The following is a 23793-nucleotide window of genomic DNA, read 5'->3' as shown; positions in this document are numbered from 1 at the left end:
ATTTTTGCCTAGATGGTCTTTTTGTTTTTAGGCATAAGTTTTCTTGTACTTTATAATTCTTTATTTTTACGAAAGGAAGATTATATAATGAAAAACAGATGGCTTATCGCATTATCCGCAATTGGTATTCATATTTGTATTGGTAGTGTTTATGCTTGGAGCGTACTCACCAAGCCAATCATGGCTCAAATGGGTTTTAGTCTTCAAGAAACTACATGGACATTTTCTATTGCAATTTTATTTTTAGGTTTATCCGCTGGTTTTTTAGGAACATTTGTTGAAAAAAATGGCCCTCGTATTAGTGGACTTACTGCCACTGCATTCTTTGGTATTGGCATGTTTGGTACAGCTTTAGCTCTTCATTTACAAAGTCTTATTTTACTTTACATCTGCTACGGTGTAATCGGTGGTATTGGTCTTGGTATTGGATATATCACTCCTGTTTCCACTCTTGTAAAATATTTCCCTAAAAGACGTGGATTTGCTACAGGTCTTGCTATCATGGGATTTGGTTTTGCAAGTTTAATTGCTGGCCCTATCATGCAAATTCTCGTTAGCAATTTTGGCTTAGTAACTAACTTCATCATTTTAGGCTGTGCTTATATATTAATCATGGGAGCTTCTTCTTTATATCTCGCTCCTCCACCAAAAGAATTCGTAGAAAAATATTTACCTACAACTGTTAAGACTTCTAATTCTATGGTTGAAATAAAACAATATAGCGTAGCTGAAGCTACTCGCGATTGGAAATTCTATGCACTTTGGTGGATATTCTTCACTAATATTACTTGTGGTATTGGTCTTTTAGCCGTAGCTTCTCCTATGGCTCAAGAAGTAGTTCATATGAGCCCAATTGCTGCTGCTTCTATGGTTGGCGTTATTGGACTTATCAATGGTTTTGGTCGTATCGCTTGGTCTAGCGTTTCCGATTATATTGGTCGTAGAAATACTTATATTTTATTTTTCTTAATTGAAATTTTTGCTTTCTATGCACTCGCTAATACAACTGAATCCTTTTTCTTCCAATTATTAGTTTTAATCATTGTTTCTTGCTATGGTGGTGGCTTCTCTTGTATGCCAGCTTATTTAAGCGATTTATTTGGCACAAAACAATTAAGCGCTATTCATGGCAGAATTCTCACAGCTTGGGGCATGGCTGGTATTGCAGGACCACTTTTATTATCCTTTATTCGTGAAACAACTCAAAGTTATGCACTTTGCCTCTATGTATTCGCATTTTTATTTATTATCAGCTTCATCATAGCTATAATATTAAAAATAAAAACAACTAAAAAAGAAAAACTCATTTCAAGCAAAACTATTGCTTAAGAAAAAAACTCACTCTAAATAAAGCCTAGTAGTTAAAATTAAACTAACTACTAGGCTTTATTTATGTGCTAAAATAATATTAACTATCAATATAGTTAAATTTTATTAATAAAAAATATATGTTTTTTATAGAAAGGTTAATTTATTATGTCTGAGCTCTTCCATGAATTTTTATCTACCAATTTTACAATAACACAAGAAATAAAAAAATCATCAAAGAGTAAAATTGTTTTAGCTATTAATAAATTAACAAATCAACCTTGTATCATAAAATATCTTCATCACACTACAAGTCCTTATAACGAATTAAAAAAACTCTCACATAGTTGTTTTCCTGAAATATATTATCTATATCAAGATGAAAACATCACTATTATTGTTGAAGAATACATCAATGGACGCACACTTTTTAATATTTTAGAACAACAAGAACAACTTTCTGATGATATTATCAAGAAAATAATCATTCAATTATGCGAAGGATTAAAAATTTTACATGAACATAATATTTTACATCGCGACATAAAACCTTCTAATATAATGCTCACTAAAGATAATATCGTTAAATTAATCGACTTTGATACAGCTCGTCTAATCAATCCTGATAAAACGTATGACACAGAATATCTTGGTACACGTGGATATGCTCCCCCTGAACAATACGGTTTTGCTCAAACAGATATTCGCAGTGATATCTATGCTTTAGGCATAACTTTACAAAAACTTCAACCTAAAAATAAAAAGCTTCAAAAAATCATCAAAAAAGCGATTAAATTCGATCCTGACAGACGTTACCAATCTGTAAATGAAATTTTGCAAGAATTTGTCCCTATGGCAACATGGAAAAAATTCTTAATCACTTTAAGTGTTATCCTGCTTACATTAATTTTAATCATCATCTCTTATAGCTATTATTTAAATAAAACTTCTGAGACACCTACAGATTTTGATATTCAAAAAATTGAAGATGATCTAAAACAACTTCCTGAAAAAATTGATACAGAAAAAATAAAACAAGAAATTAAAGATTTACCTCAAAAAAATCCTTTTAATGATGTCAAATCAGAAAATAAATCATCTACTCCTAAAAATAATGAAACGACTCCTTCTTCGCCTGCTCCAACATCTACGCCTAATGATGAAAAAAATCAGTCTACTAATCAAAAACCTAGACGAAAATACACTAGAGAATATTTAGCTGAGCATGTCCCATTTACTTATGATATTGATGGCAGTTTTAGCCCTACGACTTTATCTTGGCAAGATTATGGAGATTATATCGGAGGTAGAGGTACTTTACATTTTAAAATAGTAAATAATACAGATATTGATTTACCCCTTAACTATGAATTTGTAACTCATGGAATGAAAATACCTACTTCAGCCGTTACTACAAGTGATAATTTATCTCTTACTGATTTAGATATCTATCCTGGAGATGGTATCTATGGTGCAACAACTATATTTATCCTTCCTAAAAAAGATATCTCACCAAATGAAGTATGTGAAATATGGATTGATTTAAGTCAATGTAAATTATACGATAAAACGCTTTATGAAGATTTTTCTAAAAAAGTTGATTTAAGCAATGGACTTCCAACAAATAGCTCTTTAGATAAGGATAAAAATGGTCCCTACATGATAGATATAAGCTTTTATTCACCTATACTAGATATTATCTATCTTTATAATGATGAATTTCCTGTTTATTAATCATAAATTATCATAAAAACTTTGTAATTCTTTTAAGCTATTTGTTCTTTGTTTTATCGGCAAAGCTTGCCATACTTTTTCTTTATAACTTGCCTTTGATTTATCACCTAGACGCGAGTCAATGATAGATACTATGCCTTTATCTGTTTTATTGCGTATTAATCTACCTACACCTTGTTTTAATTTAATAATCATTTCTGGAACTAATACTTCCTCTAAAGGATTTTTACTACGTTTACATTTTTCATTGATAATTGGTTCTGGCAGTGGGAATGGCAATTTATAAATAATTAAATTCGAAAGTGCTATACCTTCTATGCTTATACCTTCCCAAAAAACTCCTGTTCCTAGTAATACAGAATTTACATCTTGCTTAAATTTATAAATTAATTGTTGTTGTGAAGATATTTCATTTTGTTTAATTAAAGTATAATTTAAATTCAAAGCTTTTAGCCTTGTATATACAGCATTCATATCCGCTTTAGATGTAAATAAAATCAAAGCCTTTCCTTGAGAAATATCCAATATTTTTTTCACTAAATCTATGCTTTCATCAATGAATTTTCCTCTATCTTTACTAGGGCTTGTAATATCATCTGTATAAAAAAGTTTTGCATGTTTATCATAAGCAAATGGCGAATATTTCACTTCTGATAATATGCTATCATTTATTGGAAACATTGTATTTTGTATAAAATAACTATATGCTTTCGTCAAATCTTCACTAGCTAAATTCGTCAAAGTCGCCGAAGTAAAAATTGTATGGAAATTTTTTCTCAGTTTTACTCTATCGCCAAAAAATAATTCATTGATTTTTTCATTTACATTTGTAGGACAAAGATATATTATTGGATTTTTAGCCTCTTCAGCCCAGACAATATAGTTTTTTTCATCTTGCCATGCTTTGAAAAAGTCTAAAATAATCTCCATATCACTATTGATTTTTCCGCCAGTTTTGCGAATACTTACAGCATGTGCTATCATTATTGCTTCTGCTATTTTATATACATTTTGCAATAAATCAATCGGTATATTTATCTTAAATCTATCAGCATCTTGATGTTGTTTTTGTGCCTGTTGTATTTGATATTTTATCTGCTTATCTATTATCCTAAAAATTTTATCTATATCTCTAAATACACTATCTATATTTTTAGCTAAATTAGGTGGTATTTTTTTTATGCTTAAATAGCATCTTTTCAATGTATTTACCAATTGCTTTCTAGTCAACATATCTGTATACGAGGAACGCACTTTATCTTCTAAATTATGAGCTTCATCAACGACAATCAAGCTTAATTCTTCTGTAAATAAACCATCTTTCATCTCTCGTTTTAAACGCAAATCAGTAGTGAGCATATCTTGATTGCAAATAATTATACCCTTTGTCTTTTTCAAATTTAAACGTAAATTATGGTAATGACAAACATCTCGATATTCACAATATTTACATTCACGATAATTATAATTTTTAATTCTAAATTTCTGCCATAAATCTAAAGGAAGTTCAATATTCCAATCACTTGGCTCTTTACCACCTTGATTTATACATTCATATATTTTCTCATATTGCTTTAAATTTGCTCTATCATCAAAAAATCTTTTAAAATGATATCTACAAATGAAATTAGTCATACCTTTAGCCAATAAAACTTCTGGAAATATTTGTAATTTCTCCATGATATAGCGTATATCGCCTTGTAATTGTTCCTGCAAAGTGATAGTTGAAGTAGCTATTACCACTGGTTTTTGTAAATAATAATTATAATAAATAAGTGGCACTAAATAAGCAAAAGATTTTCCAATCCCTACACCTGCTTCTACCACTAGATTTTTCTTTTGACTTATGGCATCTACTATTTCACAAGCCATCTCTGATTGACCTTCACGAAATTCTAAATTATTATTTTCCATTTCAGGATTTTCAAAGAAAAAACTATATACTTTTTCTCCAATTTCTCGTAAATATTTAGCTTCTAATTTTGATTGCACTATTTTTACCTCTACTATCTATAATTTAATCAATATTGCATTCTTTAAAATGTTATTTTATTATAATATAAATCAATTAAAAATAACAAAGGAAGTATTTTTATGGGAGTAATCACAGATAAATTAGGTGCTGATTTAAAACAACAAAAAGATATTCACACTTTTTTAGAAAATAATAAAGATAAATTATTAGATATGAACTTACCTAAATATCTAGATGAACTTTTAGCGCAAAAAAATTTAACAAAATCAGATGTTATCAAAAAATCTGGTCTACCTGTAACTTATGCTTATAAAATTTTTTCAGGGCAAAAACATACTGCTAGAAATCGCATATTAGCTCTTGCTATAGCTATGCAATTAAGTATTGATGAAACAAATCATCTTTTAAATCATGCTGAACATAGTTCTTTATACCCACGCAATCCATGGGATACTATAATCATGTATGCACTTCAAAGACATTTAAGCGTAATTGAAACAAATATATTATTGACTGATGCAAAAGCTTCTCCTTTACTAGAATAAAACTTTTAGGCTAATAAATTTTTCTTTTTATTAGCCTATTTTTTATTCTATATAATGTATTTTGTATTTTTATTTTTTTCATTAATTTAAATATAGAAAATTATTGCAAAATTTAATTAAATAGTGTATTATTATAAATCATAACTGCAATAACAAAAATTAATCGTTATATAAATTTTAGTAATGGAGGTTTTTTATATGTCTTTTTTAGAAGCTGGCACAAAATATTTAAAAACAATAGAATCTTATGATAGACTTTCCGCAGTAGAAAAAATTGAAGCAAATCATTTATTATTAGCTTATGAAGAACTCATGAAAGACGATTGTTATCGCCTCTGTTTAACTGATTTACATCTATTATTGCGTCTTACTGAAAGTGGTCAAGCAATTTGTCTTCAAGACCCTGAGCTTGCTCACGTTATTTTCGTAAAAACTATTGAGTTATCTCCTTATAATAAATTAGTTTTGCGCCATTATAGTGAATTTTTGAACATACATGGCTGGGATTTAGAATCTATTCAACTCAGTAAATTCCTCAAACAAAATCAATTAAAAGAAGCTCAAGATTTTGCTTTAAAATTGGATATCTTCCTAGATGGTATGCCTATCAATCAATTTAGAGACCCTAGCGCATTGACATCTTTCATCAAAGGTAATTTCACATCAGTATTTAGTCATATCGCTAAACGCTATTTGAATTTCATTCATCAAAAAATTAATTCTAATAAACGCAATTTCACTGAAGATATGAATTGGCTCAATAGCAAGATGAAATTATTCATTCCATATATTGATAAATCCGATTTAGATATTTTACATGAATTCACAGAAAAAGGATTAGCTAAATATATAACTTCTAATGAAGTTTCCTTTATGCTTTTCAAAAAAAATATGGAACTTGAACCATATAATCGTAAAGTAACTGATAAATTTTATAAATTACTTAGCTTAAATCGTCATAGACAATTTGGCTATTAATATTTTCAAATAAAAAAGGAAGTCTATATAATAGACTTCCTTTTTATTTTCATATTTATTATTTTACGCCTAAAGTTACTTTTTCACCATTGATATTCCATTCTTTAGTGAAGCCGTCTAATTTATCGTAAACAAGTTCATCTGCTAAAGTAATTTTCTTAATTGTTTCTGCATTATCCTGCATTAATTTAGCAATTTTTTCATTACCTTGAGCAAATACTGTAATTCTATCAGTTACTTCAAAGCCATTTTCTTTACGCATTGTCTGAACTTTACTGATGATTTCACGAACGAAACCTTCTTCAATGAGTTCATCTGTCAATACTGTAGAAATAGCAATTGTTACATCACCATCACGTTGAGCTGCAAAACCTTCTGTTTGAGTCATTTTTACATCAAGGTCTTCAGGTACAAGTGTGATTTCACCAGAAGAAAGTTCTAATTTCAATGTTTTTGTAGTTTCAAGTTCAACTTTAGCTTTTTGTCCATCAACTTTAGCTAAAGCAGCAGCAATTTCTTTCATCTGTTTGCCGTATTTTGGACCTAATACTTTGAACTGTGGTTTAATTTCATAGTTCAAATATTCGTCCATATTATCTTTGAATTCTACTTTTTTAACATTTAATTCTTCTTCTACAATTTTTGTATAGAATTCATTGAGTTCAAATGGAGCTTTTACATACATAAGAGCGATTGGCTGACGGTTTTTGATATTTGCTTCATTACGAGCAGCACGACCTAAAACTACAGCTTTTAATACTAAGTCCATAGTTTTTTCAAGTTCGCTATCAATGAATGCTTCATTTGCAACAGGATAAGCACAAAGATGTACGCTTTCTGGTGCATCTTTTTCACTATTTAAAACAAGGTTTTGATAAATAGCTTCTGTCATAAATGGAATCATTGGAGCTGCGAGTTTAATAACTGTTGTAAGTGCAGTATATAAAGTCATGTAAGCATTGATTTTGTTTTGGTCTGTTTCTTTAGCCCAGAAACGATCACGGCTTCTTCTTACATACCAGTTAGAAAGTTCATCTACAAATTCTTGAAGAGCTTTTGCAGCTTCTGTGATTTTATAGCTATTTAAATCTTCATCAACAGTTTTAATTAAAGTATTAAGACGAGACAAGCACCATTTATCTAATACAGAAAGTTTATCATATTCAAGGCTGTATTTAGATACATCAAATTTATCAATATTAGCATAGAGTACAAAGAATGCGTAAGTATTCCATAATGTACCCATGAATTTACGTTGACCTTCTTGAACAGCAGCATCATGGAAACGATTTGGAAGCCATGGAGCACTATTTTCATAGAAATACCAACGGATAGCATCTGCACCATGTTGAGCTAAAGCTTTCATTGGTTCCACTGCATTACCTTTGGATTTACTCATTTTACGACCTTGAGCATCTAAAACGTGACCTAATACGATAACGTTTTTATAAGGAGCTTTGTCAAAGAGTAATGTGGAAATAGCGATTAGAGAATAGAACCAACCACGAGTTTGATCTACTGCTTCAGAAATGAAATCTGCTGGGAATTGTTCTTCAAAGAGTTCTTTATTTTCAAATGGATAATGCCATTGTGCAAAAGGCATGGAACCAGAGTCAAACCAGCAGTCAATAACTTCTGGAACACGATGCATTTCTTTACCACAATGAGGACATTTAATAGTTACAGCATCAATGAATGGACGATGTAATTCAATATCATCAGGGCAATTATCAGACATGGATTTTAATTCTTCGATAGAACCGATTGCATGTTGATGACCGCATTCACATTCCCAGATATTAAGTGGAGTACCCCAATAACGGTTACGAGATAAGCCCCAATCTTGAACATGTTCGAGCCAATCGCCAAAACGACCTTTACCGATAGATTCAGGAATCCAGTTGATTGTTTTATTATTAGCAATTAATTTATCGCGAACAGCTGTCATGCGAATGAACCATGTTTCACGTGCATAATATAAAAGTGGAGTATCGCAACGCCAGCAATGTGGATAACTATGTTCAAAGTTAGGTGCAGAGAATAATAATCCTTTTTCTTCTAAGTCTTTTAAAATTTTTGGATCTGCTTTTTTTACAAATACACCTGGCCAATCAGTATCTGCTGTCATGCAACCTTTAGCGTCAACGAATTGTACGAAGGCAATACCATATTCACGGCAAACACGGGAGTCATCTTCACCGAATGCAGGAGCCATATGAACGATACCAGAACCATCTGTAGTTGTTACATAATCATCACAAGTTACGATAAATGCTTTTTTGCCATTTAATTTATTTAAAGCATATGGATAAAGTGGTTCATATTCCTTATATTCAAGAGATTTACCTGGCATTTCTTCGAGGATTGTATAATCTTCGCCTAAAACTTTTTCGCAAAGTTCTTTAGCCATGTAATAAGTGTAATCGCCTTGTTTTACTTTTACATAAGTGATTTCTGGATTTACGCAAAGTGCAAGGTTAGATGGAAGAGTCCATGGAGTAGTTGTCCATGCGAGGAAGTAAGCATCTTCACCTTTTGCTTTAAATCTTACAAATGCAGATTTTTCTTTTACATCTTTATATCCTTGAGCTACTTCATGAGAAGAAAGAGGTGTACCACAGCGAGGGCAATATGGAACGATTTTATGACCTTTATATAAAAGACCTTTGTTCCAAATTTCTTTTAATGCCCACCATACAGATTCAATATAATCATTATGGTATGTAACATATGGATCTTTCATATCTGCCCAATAGCCTACAGCTTTGGAGAATTCTTCCCACATACCTTCGTATTTCCAAACGCTTTCTTTACATTTTTCTACGAAAGGTTCAATACCATATTCTTCAATTTGTTCTTTACCATTGATGCCTAATAATTTTTCAACTTCAAGTTCTACTGGAAGACCATGTGTATCCCAACCAGCTTTACGGATAGTTTTATGACCTTTCATAGCTTGATAACGAGGAATCATATCTTTGATTACACGAGTTAAAACGTGTCCAATATGAGGTTTACCATTTGCTGTTGGTGGTCCATCATAAAATGTGAATACATCTGCATCTTCATGTTGATGTACTTGTTTTTTAAATATATCGTGTTCTTCCCAGAATTTTTCAATTTCTTTTTCGCGTTCTACGAAATTTAGATTGGTATCAACTTTGTTATACACAAAAAAGCCTCCTCTGTATACAAATAATAAATAAAAATTCCAGTATATGAAAAAAGCTCTTGCCAAATAGGACAAGAGCAACTGTAATACATAACTAAAAAAAGCCTTCACCCAAAACAGGATGAAAGCTGTGCTGTCATTATACCACCTATTTCACATACCAACATATGCAACCCCTTTAACGGAGGGACCCGACACGGTCTATTCTTAAAAATTAATTTCAACCTGTAACTCCAGAGTGATTTTCCATTAAAAACTACTTGTACCAATTTCCAGCAATACATGGCTCTCTGTAACTTTTATTTTTAATTTACTATCTCTTTCATTGTTTTTCTTCTTTGTACTATTGTGTACGCTTGATATAATATCACAATAATAGAAAATGAGCAAGAAAAAATTTACCCTAAACAGTTTACAATTATACAAAATAAAATTGACAAATATAATTTTATCGTTTATAATTCATTCATACTTATTCACTATGAAAATACATATTAAAGGAGGTCATTACCATGAAAATTTATCATAATTTTATGGAACTAGTAGGTCATACACCTCTTGTTCAAATTAATAATTACAGTAAACTCTATGATATAAAAGCTAATTTATTAGTGAAATTAGAATATTTTAATCCTGCTGGTAGTGCTAAAGATAGAATTGCCAAAGCCATGATTGAAGATGCTGAAAATCACGGTATTTTAAAACCTAATTCCACTATCATTGAGCCAACAAGTGGTAACACTGGTATTGGTCTTTGTGCTGTAGCTGCAAGCAAAGGTTATAAAATCATCATCACTATGCCAGAAACAATGAGTATTGAACGCAGAAAACTCATGAAGGCTTATGGCGCTGAGCTTGTATTAACAGAAGGTAGCAAAGGCATGGCAGGAGCTATCCAAAAAGCTGAAGAATTAGCAAAAGATATACCTGATAGCTTTATTCCTGGACAATTCACTAATTTAGTCAATCGCCAAGCTCATTATATGACAACTGGCCCAGAAATCTGGCAAGATACTGATGGTAAAGTTGATATCTTCGTTGCTGGTATTGGTACAGGCGGTACTTTAAGCGGTACAGGAAAATATCTCAAAGAACAAAATCCTAATATAAAAATCATTGGTATTGAACCTCAAACTTCTGCTGTATTAACAACTGGTAAAGCAGGTGCTCACAAAATTCAAGGTATTGGAGCTGGCTTTATACCAGATACTTTAGATACCTCTATCTATGATGAAATCATAACTGTGGACAATGAAGTATGTTTTACAGCTAGTAAAGAGCTTACCAAAACAGAAGGTCTTTTGACTGGTATCTCTTCTGGTGCTGCACTTTGGGCAGCTACTCAAGTTGCCAAACGTCCAGAAAATGTTGGCAAAAATATTGTTGTGCTTCTTCCTGATACAGGTGAACGTTATCTCTCTACACCATTATTTGAAGAATAATATTTCAAACTCAATAACATCATCATATTGTAAATATTTTTATGTGATGATGTTATTTTTTTATAAGATATTCATAGTTTTATAATAGGATAAATATATTTTAAAAGGAGAGTTTTTTGATGACAAAAAAATTAGATACAAATAATTGGGCTTTTGAGACTAAACAATTACATATAGGTCAAGAAATATCTGACCCTATAACAAATTCTCGTGCTGTACCCATTTATCAAACGACCTCTTATGTATTTGATAATTGCCAAGTAGCTGCTGATAGATTTGCCTTAAAAGAAGGCGGTAATATTTATGGTAGATTAACTAATTCCACTCAAGAAGTATTGGAAAAACGCATTGCTAGTCTTGAAGGTGGTGCAGGAGCTTTAGCTGTAGCTTCAGGTGCTGCCGCTATTGCCTATACAATACAAGCTCTCGCTAAAGTAGGCGACCATATTGTCTGCTCAAAAACAGTATATGGAGGAACATATAATCTTTTTGCTCATACTTTAGTGGATTTTGGCATAAATACGACTTTTGTCGACATTCATAATCTAGATGAAGTCGAAAATGCTATCACAGAAAATACAAAATGTATTTATTTTGAAACTTTAGGCAATCCAAATAGTGATGTTGCCGATTTAGAAGCTTTAGCTAATTTAGCACATAAATATAACATTCCTGCTGTTGTAGATAATACATTTGCTACACCATATCTTGTACGACCTATCGAATATGGTGTTGATATCGTCATTCACTCTGCTACTAAATTCATCGGTGGTCATGGCACTTCTCTAGGTGGAATTATCGTAGATAGTGGCAATTTCAATTGGGAAAAAAGTAATAAATTCCCTTCTTTAGTCGAAGCTAATCCTAGTTATCATGGAATTTCTTTCACCAAAGCTACAGGAAAGCTCGCTTTTATCACTAAAGTTCGTGCTATTTTACTTCGAGATTTAGGCGCTTGTATCTCTCCATTTAATGCATTTTTACTTTTACAAGGATTAGAAACTTTATCTTTACGTGTAGAACGCCATGTACAAAATACACTTAAAGTCATTGAATTTTTGCAAAATCATGATAAAGTTGAAAATGTCAATCACCCTTCTATTTTCTCACGCTTCGACCATGATTTATATCAAAAATATTTGCCTAATGACGGTGGCTCTATCTTCACATTTGAAATCAAAGGCACAGCAAAAGACGCCCAAGATTTTATCGATAGACTCCAATTATTCTCCTTACTTGCCAATGTCGCAGATGCAAAATCCCTCGTAATTCATCCTGCTAGTACCACTCACTCACAAATGACTACAGAAGAATTATCTGCTTCTGGTATAAAGCCAAATACAATTCGCCTTTCTATAGGTCTTGAAAATATAAATGATATTTTCCGTGATTTAGCTCAAGCTTTAGCATAATAATAAAGCCACATTATATTATTTAAATTTAAATATAATGTGGCTTTTATTTAACAAGCTGTAATTCCGCCATCAACGCTCCATACAGCCCCTGTTACAAAACTAGCTTCTGGACTTGCCAAAAAATAAATTACATTTGCTACCTCTTCTGGTCTGCCTATTCTTCCTATAGGATATAAACTACTCGCTTCTTTTATGCCTTCTTCCACATCACCTGCAAATTGATTTCGCGTAAGTGGTGTATCTATATCTCCAGGGCAAACACAATTTGCTCTGACCTTATACGGTGCTAATTCCAAGGCTAAAGCTTTTGTAAATACGGTCAAACCACCTTTAGAAGCACAGTATGCACTGCAAAAGAAATTTCCATTAATGCCTGCATCAGAAGATACATTTACAATAGAAGCATTCTCTCCTTGTTTTTTTAAATGCGGAACAGCGTATTTACATAAAAAATAAGCTCCTTTTAAATTTACATTTATGATTCTATCAAATTCATCTTCTTCTACATCTTCAATAGCATTTTCCAGATAAATCCCTGCATTATTCACTAAAATATCTAGTTTTTTATATTTCTCAATCACTGTATCTATGATGCTCTTGCAATTTTTAGCACTGCTGATATCTGCTTGAATAAAATCGCAAAATACATCTTTTGTGATAAATGATTTTAAATATTTTCTAGCTTCTATATATTTATCTTTATTTCTACCTACTAAAATCACATTTATTTTATTTACTAAAAATTTTTTAGCACATTCAAGACCTATACCAGATGTCCCACCTGTGATTAAAGCTATTTTCTCCATAAACTTCACCATTTCTTCATCATTCTAAAAAATAAAGCCGAGTCTAAATATCACGTGATATTAAAAACTCGACTTTATCATTTCTTAACGTTTATTCAATTAAGAATTACTGATTTACAGCTTCTTTTAAAGCTTTACCAGCTTTGAATACTGGGTTTTTGGAAGCAGGAATTTCGATAGTTTCGCCAGTCTGTGGGTTACGACCTTTACGAGCTGCACGAGTTCTAACTTCGAAAGTACCAAAACCAATAATTTGTACTTTGTCATCTTCAACAAGAGCTTTTTGTACACTTGCAAAAACAGCGTTAACAGCTTTTTCTGCATCTTTTTTTGTTAATTCTGCTACTTCAGCAACACTTGCTACTAATTCGGATTTATTCACGAAGATAGCCTCCTTTAAAATTATTATCAAATATAATTGTTCGCCGCTAAAGAGGTATTTCCTCTAAATAAGAGTCTAATTTATATATAAATTACGGCAAAACTCTTATTTTGTAAGGATTATTTCACAACATTAAATCCTTATATCATGAGATTATAAAACCACCTTATTATCTCATCATATAAGGACTTAATCAAGTCCTTATTTATATTTATTTAATTATTTTTCATCTTGAAGCTTAGCTTCTTGCCACAATTCATCTAAATCAATCAAAGATAAACTTTCCCAATTTTGTTGTTTAGCTTTTACTTTTTCTTCAATATAGGAAAATCTTCTTCTAAATTTGCGATTTGTGCCAGTTAAAGCTACTTCTGGATCTATTTTTAAGAAACGAGAAATATTTACAATTGTAAATAAAACATCTCCTAATTCTTCTTCTATCTTTTCTTTTTGTCCATCGACAATAGCTTCTTCTAATTCACGAAGTTCTTCTTCTAATTTATCCCATACAGGATCAATGTCTGGCCAATCAAAACCTACTTTTGCTGCCTTATGTTGCAATTTATAAGCAGCCATAAGTGATGGTAAATCTTTTGGCACACCATCTAATATAGAAGTTCTTTCTGTTTTTTCCGCTTGTTTGATAGCTTCCCAATTAGCTAAAACTTCGCCTGCATCTTTTACATCGATATCACCAAAAACATGTGGATGACGGCGAATTAATTTTTCAGTTATACCATCGATAACATCTTGCATGGAGAATAACTTAGCTTCTTCTGCCATACGAGCATGAAATACTACTTGCATCAATAAATCGCCAAGTTCTTCACAGAGCAATTTTTCATCTTCTAAATCTATAGCTTCAATAACTTCATAAACTTCTTCAATCAAGTTGCGACGAAGAGATTTATGTGTCTGCACGATATCCCATGGACAACCGCCAGGACTACGAAGTGTTTTCACTACATCTTCTAGTGGCTCTAAATCAAAAGTCTGCTCATTTTTTGGCATTTTTCCTATATATAAACTTGTCAAATGGTCAATATGAGGTTGACGGTCTAATTCATATAGAGGAATTTCGCGAATTTCTTCATCTGGCAAACTCAAATTGCGAATGAATGTTACAGGATAATCTTCTGGATAATTTTCCATCAAAGTCAATTTTGTATCTGAAGCTACATGCTGATTATATACTTGCGTGATTACAAGTGCTGATGGCATTTCACTTGGCAAGTTTTCTAAATCGCAAGCATCTAAAATAGTAAGCCCATCAATAGGGTCTATATTTAAGCGCTGATATAAAACTTCCATAAAGCTCATACCTGGCATGATGTTTAATTTCACATCAGCTTCTTTGGCTTTTTGTCTGATAATCACTACTGTTCTTTCTGCAACAAGTGGACTACCTGGAACAGCATATACTACATCATGACCATTTTTAGCTTCTTCAATCAATTTTTGAGCAATGCTATTATACACATCATCAAAAGAAACCCCTTGTTCATAAAATTCATCACAAGAAGTATAAACTACATTTCGTTTATCTAATTCAGCTACTGTAGGGTGAATAGCAGTACGCAAAATCAATTTATCTGTATTTGTTATTTTATCCCAAGTATCTAAAGTAATAAGACCAAAATCGCCTGGTCCTAAGCCTACAATTGTTATTTGTCCCATATTATACCTTCCACTTCTTTCAGAAAAAAAGTAACCGCTGTGGAAAACCGTGCGGTTACTATGGATTGTGATTACTATAAATATAAAGCAAGAAAAGTGATTTGTCAATCAAAGATTGCAATAAACTAAGGTTTCATAAGGTTTTAATGCAATTTTTTTTGCTTTTGCTTCATTTTTATAATTATTTAATATGCATTTGTAATTTGAAAGGTCATATGGCAATTCTATTTCATATGTTGTTGGATAAAAATTACAGATTACAATTAATTTTTGACCTTTATAATTGCGTTCATAAGCAAATACTCTTTTATCTTCGCGAAGTAATGGTTTTATATCTCCATAAGCTATCACATCATAATTTTTACGCAACTGAATTAATTTTTGATAATAATAGAAAATAGAGTCCTTATCTTCTAAACTATTTTTTACATTTATCTCAGTGTAATTATCTGCTGTCTGTATCCAAGGAGTTCCTGTTGTAAATCCTGCATTTATACTATCGTCCCATTGCATAGGAGTTCTTGAATTATCACGAGAATGTACATCTAAAATCATCAAAGCTTGCTCTTTTGTCATGCCTTTATCTTGTAAAATTTGATAATGATTTAGACTTTCTACATCGCGATATTGTTCAATGGATTTAAAATGAGGATTAGTCATTCCGATTTCTTCACCTTGATAAATATATGGTGTTCCTCGCAAACAATGTATCAATATTGCCAACATTTTGCCTGATTCTTTGTGGTATTTATCATCACTACCAAAGCGAGATATTACACGTGGCTGGTCATGATTGCACCAAAAAACAGCATTCCAAGCATTATTTTTTTCCATATTTATCTGCCAATCAAAAATCAACTGTTTCAACTTCATAAAGTCAGTTGGCACAAGTACCCATTTTTCATTGCCCATAAAATCCACTTTTAAATGATGAAAAGTAAATACCATAGAAAGTTCGCCTGTTTTTTCACCAGCGTATTTATAACAATTTTCCATAGTAGTGCTACTCATTTCACCAACAGTGATGATATCTTTATCTTTAGCAAAACTATCTCTAGCTAATTCTTGTAAAAATTCATGAATACGTGGTCCATCTGTATAAAAACTTCTACCATCTCCATCTACAGAGAAATCATCCTCAAAACCAGCCTTACTGATTAAATTAATAACATCAAAACGGAAACCTTTTACACCTTTTTCCATCCAAAAACGCACGATATTTTTTACTTCTTCACGAACTTCAGGATTTTCCCAATTTAAATCAGCCTGTGTTTTATCGAATAAGTGCAAATACCATTTATCAAATTTTTCCACATATTCCCATGCAGGGCCACCAAATTTACTATTCCAATTTGTAGGTGGTTGATTATTTGCTTTACCTTGTTTGAAGAAAAAATAATTTAAATATTTTTCTTCTCCTGCCATAGCTTTTTTAAACCAAATATGTTCTGTAGATACATGATTGAATACCATGTCCATCATCAAATAAATATTGCGTTTTTTCGCTTCAGCAATTAAATTTTCTACATCTTCCATAGTCCCATAACTAGGGTCAATATTATAATAATCTGCCACATCATAGCCGTTATCATTTTGTGGTGAAACATAAAATGGAGTAAGCCAAATATAATCTACACCTAAAGCTTGTAAATAATCTAATTTTTCGATTACGCCTTTTAAATCGCCTGTACCTGTACCATTTGTATCTTTAAAAGATTTTGGATAAATCTGATATACTACTTTCTTTTTAAAATCATTCATAGAAAAAATGCCTTCCTTCTAATGTTTTATTTCATCAAATACCATCTATAGATAATTATAATTTTATTATATTTTCATCTCCAGCTTTTACAGCTACATTTTCTTGTAAAAGTTCGACTTTACGTCCATCTGTAAATACAATTGGTGTTACTAAAGATTTTCCTTGAGATTTTACATAATCTATATCTACATTAACTAAAACATCACCTTGTTTTATCTTTTGACCTGCCTGTACTTTTACATCAAAACCTTTTCCGTCAAGTTCTACTGTATCCATACCAATATGAATTAAAATTTCTTTACCATCATTTGATTTTAAACCATAAGCATGACCTGTTGGGAAACATACCATGACTTCACCAGAAAATGGAGCTACTACTTTTCCATCTTGCATTTCAATAGCAAAACCTTCACCCATAGCACCGCTAGCAAAACCTTTATCTTCAATATCACTTAATTTTTTAGTAATACCTGTTATTGGTGCTTGGAAATTTTCTGCTACTGTATCTAATTTATTTTCTTCACTATCAATATTTTCAGTTTCTGTAAATTCTGCTTGTTTAATATCCACACCAGAGACATCTTCGCTAGTTAATTTTTTCTTACCCACAACTGTAGTCAAAATAAATGGGATACAAAAAGCTACAATCATAGCGATAAAGAACATAAACATAAATTGAGGTTTAATAGATAAAATGCCCGGTATACCGCCAACACCGATAGAACTTGCCATAACTCCACTAGATACAGAAATCATAGCTGCAATACAAGAACCAACTAAACCACAAATAAATGGAAAACCATATTTTAAGTTTACCCCAAATAAAGCAGGTTCTGTAACACCTAAATAACAGGAAATACAAGCTGGAACATTAATCTGTTTTGCACGTTCATTTTTGCGTTGTAAGAAAATCATAGCTAATACTGCTGAACCTTGAGCGATATTAGAAAGTGCTACCATTGGCCATAAAATAGTACCATTGAATTGACTCATAAGTTGAAGGTCAATAGCATTTGTCATATGATGCAAACCTGTGATAACAAGTGGAGCATAGAAGAAACCAAATACACCAGCAAAAAGCCAACCAAAACTAGAAGTAAGACCTGCATAAACAGCATTAGCAATAAAAGAACCGATAGCCCAACCAATAGGGCCTACTACTGTATGTGCCAAAATTACAGCTGGTATTAAGCTAAATAAAGGCACAATTATCATAGAAATATAATCAGGTGTAATGCGACGCCAGAATTTTTCTAAATAAACTAAAATAAATGCAGCTAAAATAGCAGGTATTACTTGTGCTTGATAACCTACCATTTCAATTTGAACAAAACCAAAATCCCATACAGGAGGAACAGTTCCCGGTGCCATATTATAAGCATTTAATAATTGTGGAGATACTAAAGTCAAACCTAAAATAATACCTAAAATTTGTGTAGTTCCCATTTTTCTAGTGATAGACCATACAATGCCCACTGGTAAGAAATGGAAAATTGCTTCACCTATCAACCATAAAAAACTATATAAACCTGCAAAAAACTGGGAAGTTTCGATTAAAGTTTTTGTACCATCTTCAACTAATTTAATATCACCAATAACCGATCTAAAGCCTAAAATAAGACCACCACAGATAAGTGCTGGAATAAGTGGTGTAAATATTTCTGCTAAATTTGCCATCAATTTTTGTACAAATGTCTGATTGGATTTTGCTGCCGCTTTTACTGCATCTTTACTTACACCATCAATGCCTGCAATTTTAGTGAATTCATTATAAAACTCACTAACTTCATTACCGATAATAACTTGGAATTGTCCTGCTTGAGTAAAAGTTCCTTTTGCTGATTTTAAACTTTCAATTTTTTTCACATCAGCTTTTTTCTCATCAATCAATACAAAGCGCATGCGTGTTACACAATGTGTTACTGCTTTTATATTATCTTTACCTCCGATATATTCTAATAATAATTTTGCATCTTCTGTAAATTTCGACATAATATCCTCCTTAATCTCTCAAAACCCCTTAACTTGTACGTACATCTATTAAACATCTTAAATATATCATGTACGTACAAGTTTGTCAATGATAAAAAAATACCTTATAACAAAAAGTTATAAGGTAAATGAGCATATTAAATAAAATTTTGTCTTGTTCTACGTGCAAAATCACTAAAGCGAAATTTATCTGGTCTATGTCTAGATAAAGTGTATTGAAATAATGTTGTATCTTCTAAAAATACGAAAGAAGCTATATTAATCAACATATCATAATTTTTTAAGTCCATTAATTTCTCATCTCGAGAATTTATAGCTCTACATGTTATCTCTTTTTTGGCATAGCCAATTCTTAAACCTAAAGTATTTTCAATGTATTCATATAAAGAATTTTGTACTATATCCACTGTTAAATTAGATACGATATCAGCATTTAAAATATCCGTATCAAAAATCACAGCTTCTCCATTTATTTTACGTACACGTTCTATATACCAAACTTTAGTACCATTTTTTAGCATCAATAATTTTTTTATTTCTTCATCCGGCTCAATACATTCACAAGTATGCACGATAGTTTCAACTTTGCCTTTTATATCACTTGCAATTTCTTTAAAACTAGTAAGCCCTGATACTGGAAAATTAAATCTATTGATATCTAATACAATTGAACCTTTTCCCTGTGATTTTTGAATATATCCATTTTGAGATAATAATAATAATGCTTTTCTAATTGTATCTCGTGAAGCTTGATATTTATTTTGTAAATCAAACTCACTAGGCAATTTTTCTCCAGCTTTAATTTTATTATTTTCAATCAAAGCCAATAAATCATGATAAATACTTTCATATTTTTTCATTATTTTTTCTCCTCTTTTTTAAGAGTCATCTTCTGTAATTTTTCACCTGTTAAAACTTTTACTACTTTTAAACATAGATTTATTATATGTTTTTTATTTATTGGCGTAATTTTTATCTGTATCGTATTTTGTTTTGGCACAAATTTCAATAAATTATCAAATTGCTTTTTCGCTAAAAGCACATTTTCTGTCTCTATATTTGGTGCTTTATCAAAACATATTTCCACAAAAGCAGGTTTTTCAATAATAGATTTTATTTTTAATTTACGAGCATAATTTTTCAATCGTGCTACTTGCATTATTTTCTTTACAGGTTCAGTCAATGCACCAAAACGGTCGATTAATTCTTCCTCTAATTGGTCTGCATGTTCATCTGTTCGTATCGCTGCAATGCGTTGATAAATTTCAATCTTATTAGTGGCGTCATTTATATATTCACCATCTAAATAAGCATCTTCTTTCAATTCAATTATCGGTTCTACTACTTTTTCTGGCTCTTTACCTGTTTGCAATGTTTCTACTGCTTCTTCTAATAGACGACAATACATTTCAAAACCTACACTAGAAATATGACCATGTTGTTGAGAACCTAATAAATCGCCAGCACCGCGAATTTCTAAATCTCGCATAGCGATTTTAAATCCAGAACCTAGTTGGGCAAATTCTTTTATCGCCTGCAATCTCTTTTCTGCCATTTCAGATAAAATTTTATCTTTCTGATAAATAAAATATGCAAATGCCATTTGTTTAGAACGACCTACACGACCTCGCATCTGATAGAGCTGAGATAGACCAAAATAATCTGCATCATAAATAATTATAGTATTAGCATTTGATACATCTAAACCATTTTCAATAATGCTTGTAGCCAATAAGATATCGTATTTTCCTTCATAAAAATTGAGCATAGCCCTTTCTAATTCTTCTTCACTCATCTGCCCATGAGCTATCCCTATTTTTACATCAGGAAGCATAGATAATAAATGCAAATACATCTTATCTATAGTTTCTACTCTATTGTAAATAAAATATACCTGACCGCCACGGCGAACTTCACGCTTAATAGCATCTTTGATAATCATATCATTATTTTCAATTACATAAGTCTGCACAGGGAAACGCTCCTGTGGTGGAGTTTCGATAACAGACATATCTCTAGCACCTACAAGAGACATATGCAGTGTACGTGGTATAGGCGTTGCACTCAAAGATAATACATCGATATTTTTACTTATGCGTTTTATTTTTTCTTTTTGTTTTACGCCAAAACGCTGTTCTTCATCAACAATCAATAAACCTAAATCTTTAAATTTTACTTTTTTCTCATTCAAAATAGCATGAGTACCAATCAAGATATCAATTTGACCTGTTGCTAAATCTTCTAAAACTTTCTTTTGTTCTTTTGGGCTATTAAATCTACAAATAATACCAATTTTCGGTCCAAAGTCATTAAAACGATTGCTAAAAGTCTGATAATGTTGTTGCACTAATACAGTAGTCGGCACTAAAACAGCAACTTGTTTATTGCTCATTACAGCTTTAAAAGCAGCTCTAATGGCTACTTCTGTTTTACCAAAGCCTACATCACCGCATAAAAGTCTATCCATAGGAACAGGTTTTTCCATATCAGCTTTTATCTCTGCTATCGCTTTTAATTGGTCAGGAGTTTCTTCATAAGGAAAAGCATCTTCAAATTCTTTTTGCCATGGCGTATCTGGAGCAAATGCAAAACCTTTACCATTTTTACGTTCTGCATAGAGATTGATTAAATCTTTAGCAATATTTTCTACAGAAGCTTTTGCTTTTGCCTTTGCTTTTTTCCATGCTGTACCATTCATCTTAGATAAACGAGGTACATCACCTTCAGAGCCAATATATTTTTGGATTAAATGCACTTGGTCTGTTGGCACGAATAATTTATCTGTACCGCTGTATTTTATATGTAAATAATCACGATGAACATTGCCTATTGTCAATGTTTCCACACCTAGATATTTACCAATACCATGATTTACATGTACAACATAATCGCCAATATTTATATCTCTAAAATGAGCTATTTTATCATTTTTATTTTTACCCGATTGACGTGGTCTTAACTTTTTCTTTTGACGACCTAATATATCTTTTTCTGTGATTACCACCAATCGAGATTGAGGGAATTCAAAACCATTTAAAAGTGAACCTACGATAAATGTAACTCTATCTTTGGATAATTCTTTCGGCTCACTTTCTCGTGATACAGGTATTTTTTGTTGTTCTAATACATCTTGTAAATATGCTATTTTTGTCTTATCACCCAAACAAATCAATATTTCATTTTTTTGTTCTAGCCAATTTTTAATTTCTTCACCTAATAAATGCATCTGCTTTTGAAAAGGTGCTGTAGATTTTACTGCTACACTGATGAGCTGTTCTGGCTCTGTATCTGCTATTCTTTGCATCATCAAAGACATATAAATAATATTATGCTTTTTCGCAGAAGTTAAAATATAATTCCAGTCATAGACAAATTCTTTTATCTCAGGATTTTCTTTTATACCGCCTTCAACAGCTTCTTTTAAATGCAGTGGTTCATCTAAAATTACATTACAATCTTTATTTAAATAAGATAAAAATATAGCTGGTGAGCCTGTATCGTCCATTTGCATCAATGGCAAGATTTCACATTTAGCTATATTGCGCAAAGAACGTTGACTATCTATAGCAAATTCACGTATGGACTCTATTTCACTGTCAAAAAACTCAATACGTATAGGCGTATCTGAATTTATAGGATAAATATCTATAATTCCACCACGAGCACTGAATTGCCCTATTTGTTCAACTTTATCTACACGTTCATAACCTAAAGATACTAATTGTTCTAAAATTTTATCATGTTCGTATTCTTTATTGAGTTCTATTTGCACACTAGAATTTTCAAAATCCTGACGAGACATGTCTTTTTGCATAGCAGCATTTGTAGTCGCTAAAATAATGACAGGCTCTTTTCTAGTGAGCATTCCCAAAATTTTCATTCTCCTAGCTTTTAATTCTAAGCTTTTTGCTGTAGCACTTACAGACATGACATCTAATGCTGGCAATTCCCAAATAGATGCTTCTGGCAATAATGAAGAAAAATCATTGTACCATTCTTCTATACCATCTTGATTATGTGTAATAATAATTGTCGTTTTAGGATTTTGTTTATATGCATTAGCAATAACTATATGTTTTTGTGTGCCTGCTAAGCCATAAATATAATTTTGACCATAATCTTGATTAAAACATTCATTTATCTTAGTTAAAGTTACCTCTTTAGCTAATGCAGGAAAGAGTATATTCATTCATTTATCAACCTTTTCTCTATTGACTACTTTAGATACGATAAAGGGGACTGTACAATATTGTACAGTCCTCAATAAAACATAATATTCAACTTATAAATATATTACTATATTTACACTTCATTGTATATATTGACATACTCCCCATGCCTAAAGGCAGGGGATTCTTGGATACAAACGATACTTGCCTACTAAAATAGTAGGTCTTACTATATCTCTCCAAAGAAGGTTGATGCCCCAACCTTCCATATATTTATAGCAGCATTTCTATCTCTATCGTGAGTGGTTTTGCACTTTGCGCAAATCCACTCACGAACTGCCAAATTTTTAGCTTCAGGATTTTTTGTACCACAAACATGGCAAATTTGCGAACTTGGATAGTATCTATCTATCTTTTGCACTATTGAGCCAATTTC

16 protein-coding genes are annotated in these 23793 nt (G+C 31.5%); 6 read left to right on the top strand and 10 right to left on the bottom strand.

All coding sequences use genetic code 11. The annotated features are described in order from the left end of the window. Positions 1–87: 87 nt before the first annotated feature. Both AC5LAX_RS08015 and AC5LAX_RS08010 read left to right on the top strand, forming a co-directional pair. A complete protein-coding gene (locus tag AC5LAX_RS08015) occupies positions 88–1329 on the top strand; it encodes an L-lactate MFS transporter (RefSeq protein WP_288909589.1) in 1242 nt (413 codons plus the stop codon). A 147-nt stretch (positions 1330–1476) separates the two neighbouring features. Next, complete coding sequence (locus AC5LAX_RS08010) at positions 1477–3042, top strand: serine/threonine-protein kinase (RefSeq protein WP_288909590.1); 1566 nt, start codon at positions 1477–1479, stop codon at positions 3040–3042. Here AC5LAX_RS08010 and AC5LAX_RS08005 read toward each other — a convergent pair whose 3' ends face one another. Next, positions 3043–5034 carry an ATP-dependent DNA helicase gene (locus tag AC5LAX_RS08005; RefSeq protein ID WP_288909591.1) on the bottom strand — a complete coding sequence of 664 codons (1992 nt, stop codon included), beginning with the start codon at positions 5032–5034 and terminating at the stop codon, positions 3043–3045. Between the two features lie 102 nt (positions 5035–5136). Here AC5LAX_RS08005 and AC5LAX_RS08000 point away from each other — a divergent pair, with 102 nt between their 5' ends. Together AC5LAX_RS08000 and AC5LAX_RS07995 are read left to right on the top strand one after the other, a co-directional pair. Then, a complete protein-coding gene (locus AC5LAX_RS08000; RefSeq protein WP_018999090.1) occupies positions 5137–5562 on the top strand; it encodes a helix-turn-helix domain-containing protein in 426 nt (141 codons plus the stop codon). 198 nt (positions 5563–5760) lie between these two features. Further along, positions 5761–6540, top strand: coding sequence for a hypothetical protein (locus AC5LAX_RS07995; RefSeq protein WP_018999091.1), 780 nt, complete (start codon positions 5761–5763; stop codon positions 6538–6540). A gap of 58 nt (positions 6541–6598) precedes the next feature. Here AC5LAX_RS07995 and ileS read toward each other — a convergent pair whose 3' ends face one another. Further along, the gene (gene ileS / locus AC5LAX_RS07990; RefSeq protein WP_117464189.1) at positions 6599–9712 is read right to left on the bottom strand and encodes an isoleucine--tRNA ligase; all 3114 of its coding nucleotides are present in this window, start codon (positions 9710–9712) and stop codon (positions 6599–6601) included. Between the two features lie 512 nt (positions 9713–10224). Here ileS and cysK point away from each other — a divergent pair. Together cysK and AC5LAX_RS07980 are read left to right on the top strand one after the other, a co-directional pair. Then, positions 10225–11154 (top strand): cysteine synthase A, encoded by a 930-nt coding sequence (gene cysK, locus AC5LAX_RS07985; RefSeq protein WP_288909592.1) that lies wholly within the window; start codon positions 10225–10227, stop codon positions 11152–11154. A gap of 119 nt (positions 11155–11273) precedes the next feature. Beyond that, on the top strand, positions 11274–12566 hold the full coding sequence (locus tag AC5LAX_RS07980; protein ID WP_288909593.1) for an O-acetylhomoserine aminocarboxypropyltransferase/cysteine synthase family protein: 1293 nt from the start codon (positions 11274–11276) through the stop codon (positions 12564–12566). A 50-nt stretch (positions 12567–12616) separates the two neighbouring features. Here the strand turns inward: AC5LAX_RS07980 and AC5LAX_RS07975 are convergent, their stop codons facing one another. From AC5LAX_RS07975 to AC5LAX_RS07940, 8 genes are all read right to left on the bottom strand, one after another. Further along, complete coding sequence (locus tag AC5LAX_RS07975; RefSeq protein ID WP_288909594.1) at positions 12617–13375, bottom strand: SDR family NAD(P)-dependent oxidoreductase; 759 nt, start codon at positions 13373–13375, stop codon at positions 12617–12619. A gap of 106 nt (positions 13376–13481) precedes the next feature. After that, entirely contained in the window at positions 13482–13757 is a 276-nt protein-coding gene (locus tag AC5LAX_RS07970; protein WP_008538666.1) for an HU family DNA-binding protein, read from the bottom strand. Between the two features lie 219 nt (positions 13758–13976). Beyond that, positions 13977–15434, bottom strand: coding sequence for a bifunctional methyltransferase/pyrophosphohydrolase YabN (gene yabN, locus AC5LAX_RS07965; RefSeq protein ID WP_288909595.1), 1458 nt, complete (start codon positions 15432–15434; stop codon positions 13977–13979). 108 nt (positions 15435–15542) lie between these two features. Beyond that, positions 15543–17195 (bottom strand): alpha,alpha-phosphotrehalase, encoded by a 1653-nt coding sequence (treC, locus tag AC5LAX_RS07960; RefSeq protein WP_288909596.1) that lies wholly within the window; start codon positions 17193–17195, stop codon positions 15543–15545. Between the two features lie 55 nt (positions 17196–17250). Further along, positions 17251–19188 (bottom strand): PTS system trehalose-specific EIIBC component, encoded by a 1938-nt coding sequence (gene treP / locus AC5LAX_RS07955; protein WP_288909597.1) that lies wholly within the window; start codon positions 19186–19188, stop codon positions 17251–17253. 137 nt (positions 19189–19325) lie between these two features. After that, positions 19326–20048: a trehalose operon repressor gene (treR, locus tag AC5LAX_RS07950; protein WP_117585262.1), complete on the bottom strand. Its 723-nt coding sequence runs from the start codon at positions 20046–20048 to the stop codon at positions 19326–19328. Next, positions 20048–23377 carry a transcription-repair coupling factor gene (mfd, locus tag AC5LAX_RS07945; RefSeq protein ID WP_288909599.1) on the bottom strand — a complete coding sequence of 1110 codons (3330 nt, stop codon included), beginning with the start codon at positions 23375–23377 and terminating at the stop codon, positions 20048–20050. Before mfd ends, treR begins: the two co-directional genes overlap by 1 nt. Positions 23378–23586: 209 nt before the next feature. Beyond that, the coding region (locus tag AC5LAX_RS07940) for a zinc ribbon domain-containing protein (RefSeq protein ID WP_493263818.1) at positions 23587–23793 on the bottom strand (207 nt) is incomplete at its 5' end.

It is taken from the genome of Megamonas sp., assembly GCF_986095205.1.
This window is presented reverse-complemented; position numbering and strand designations above follow the sequence as displayed.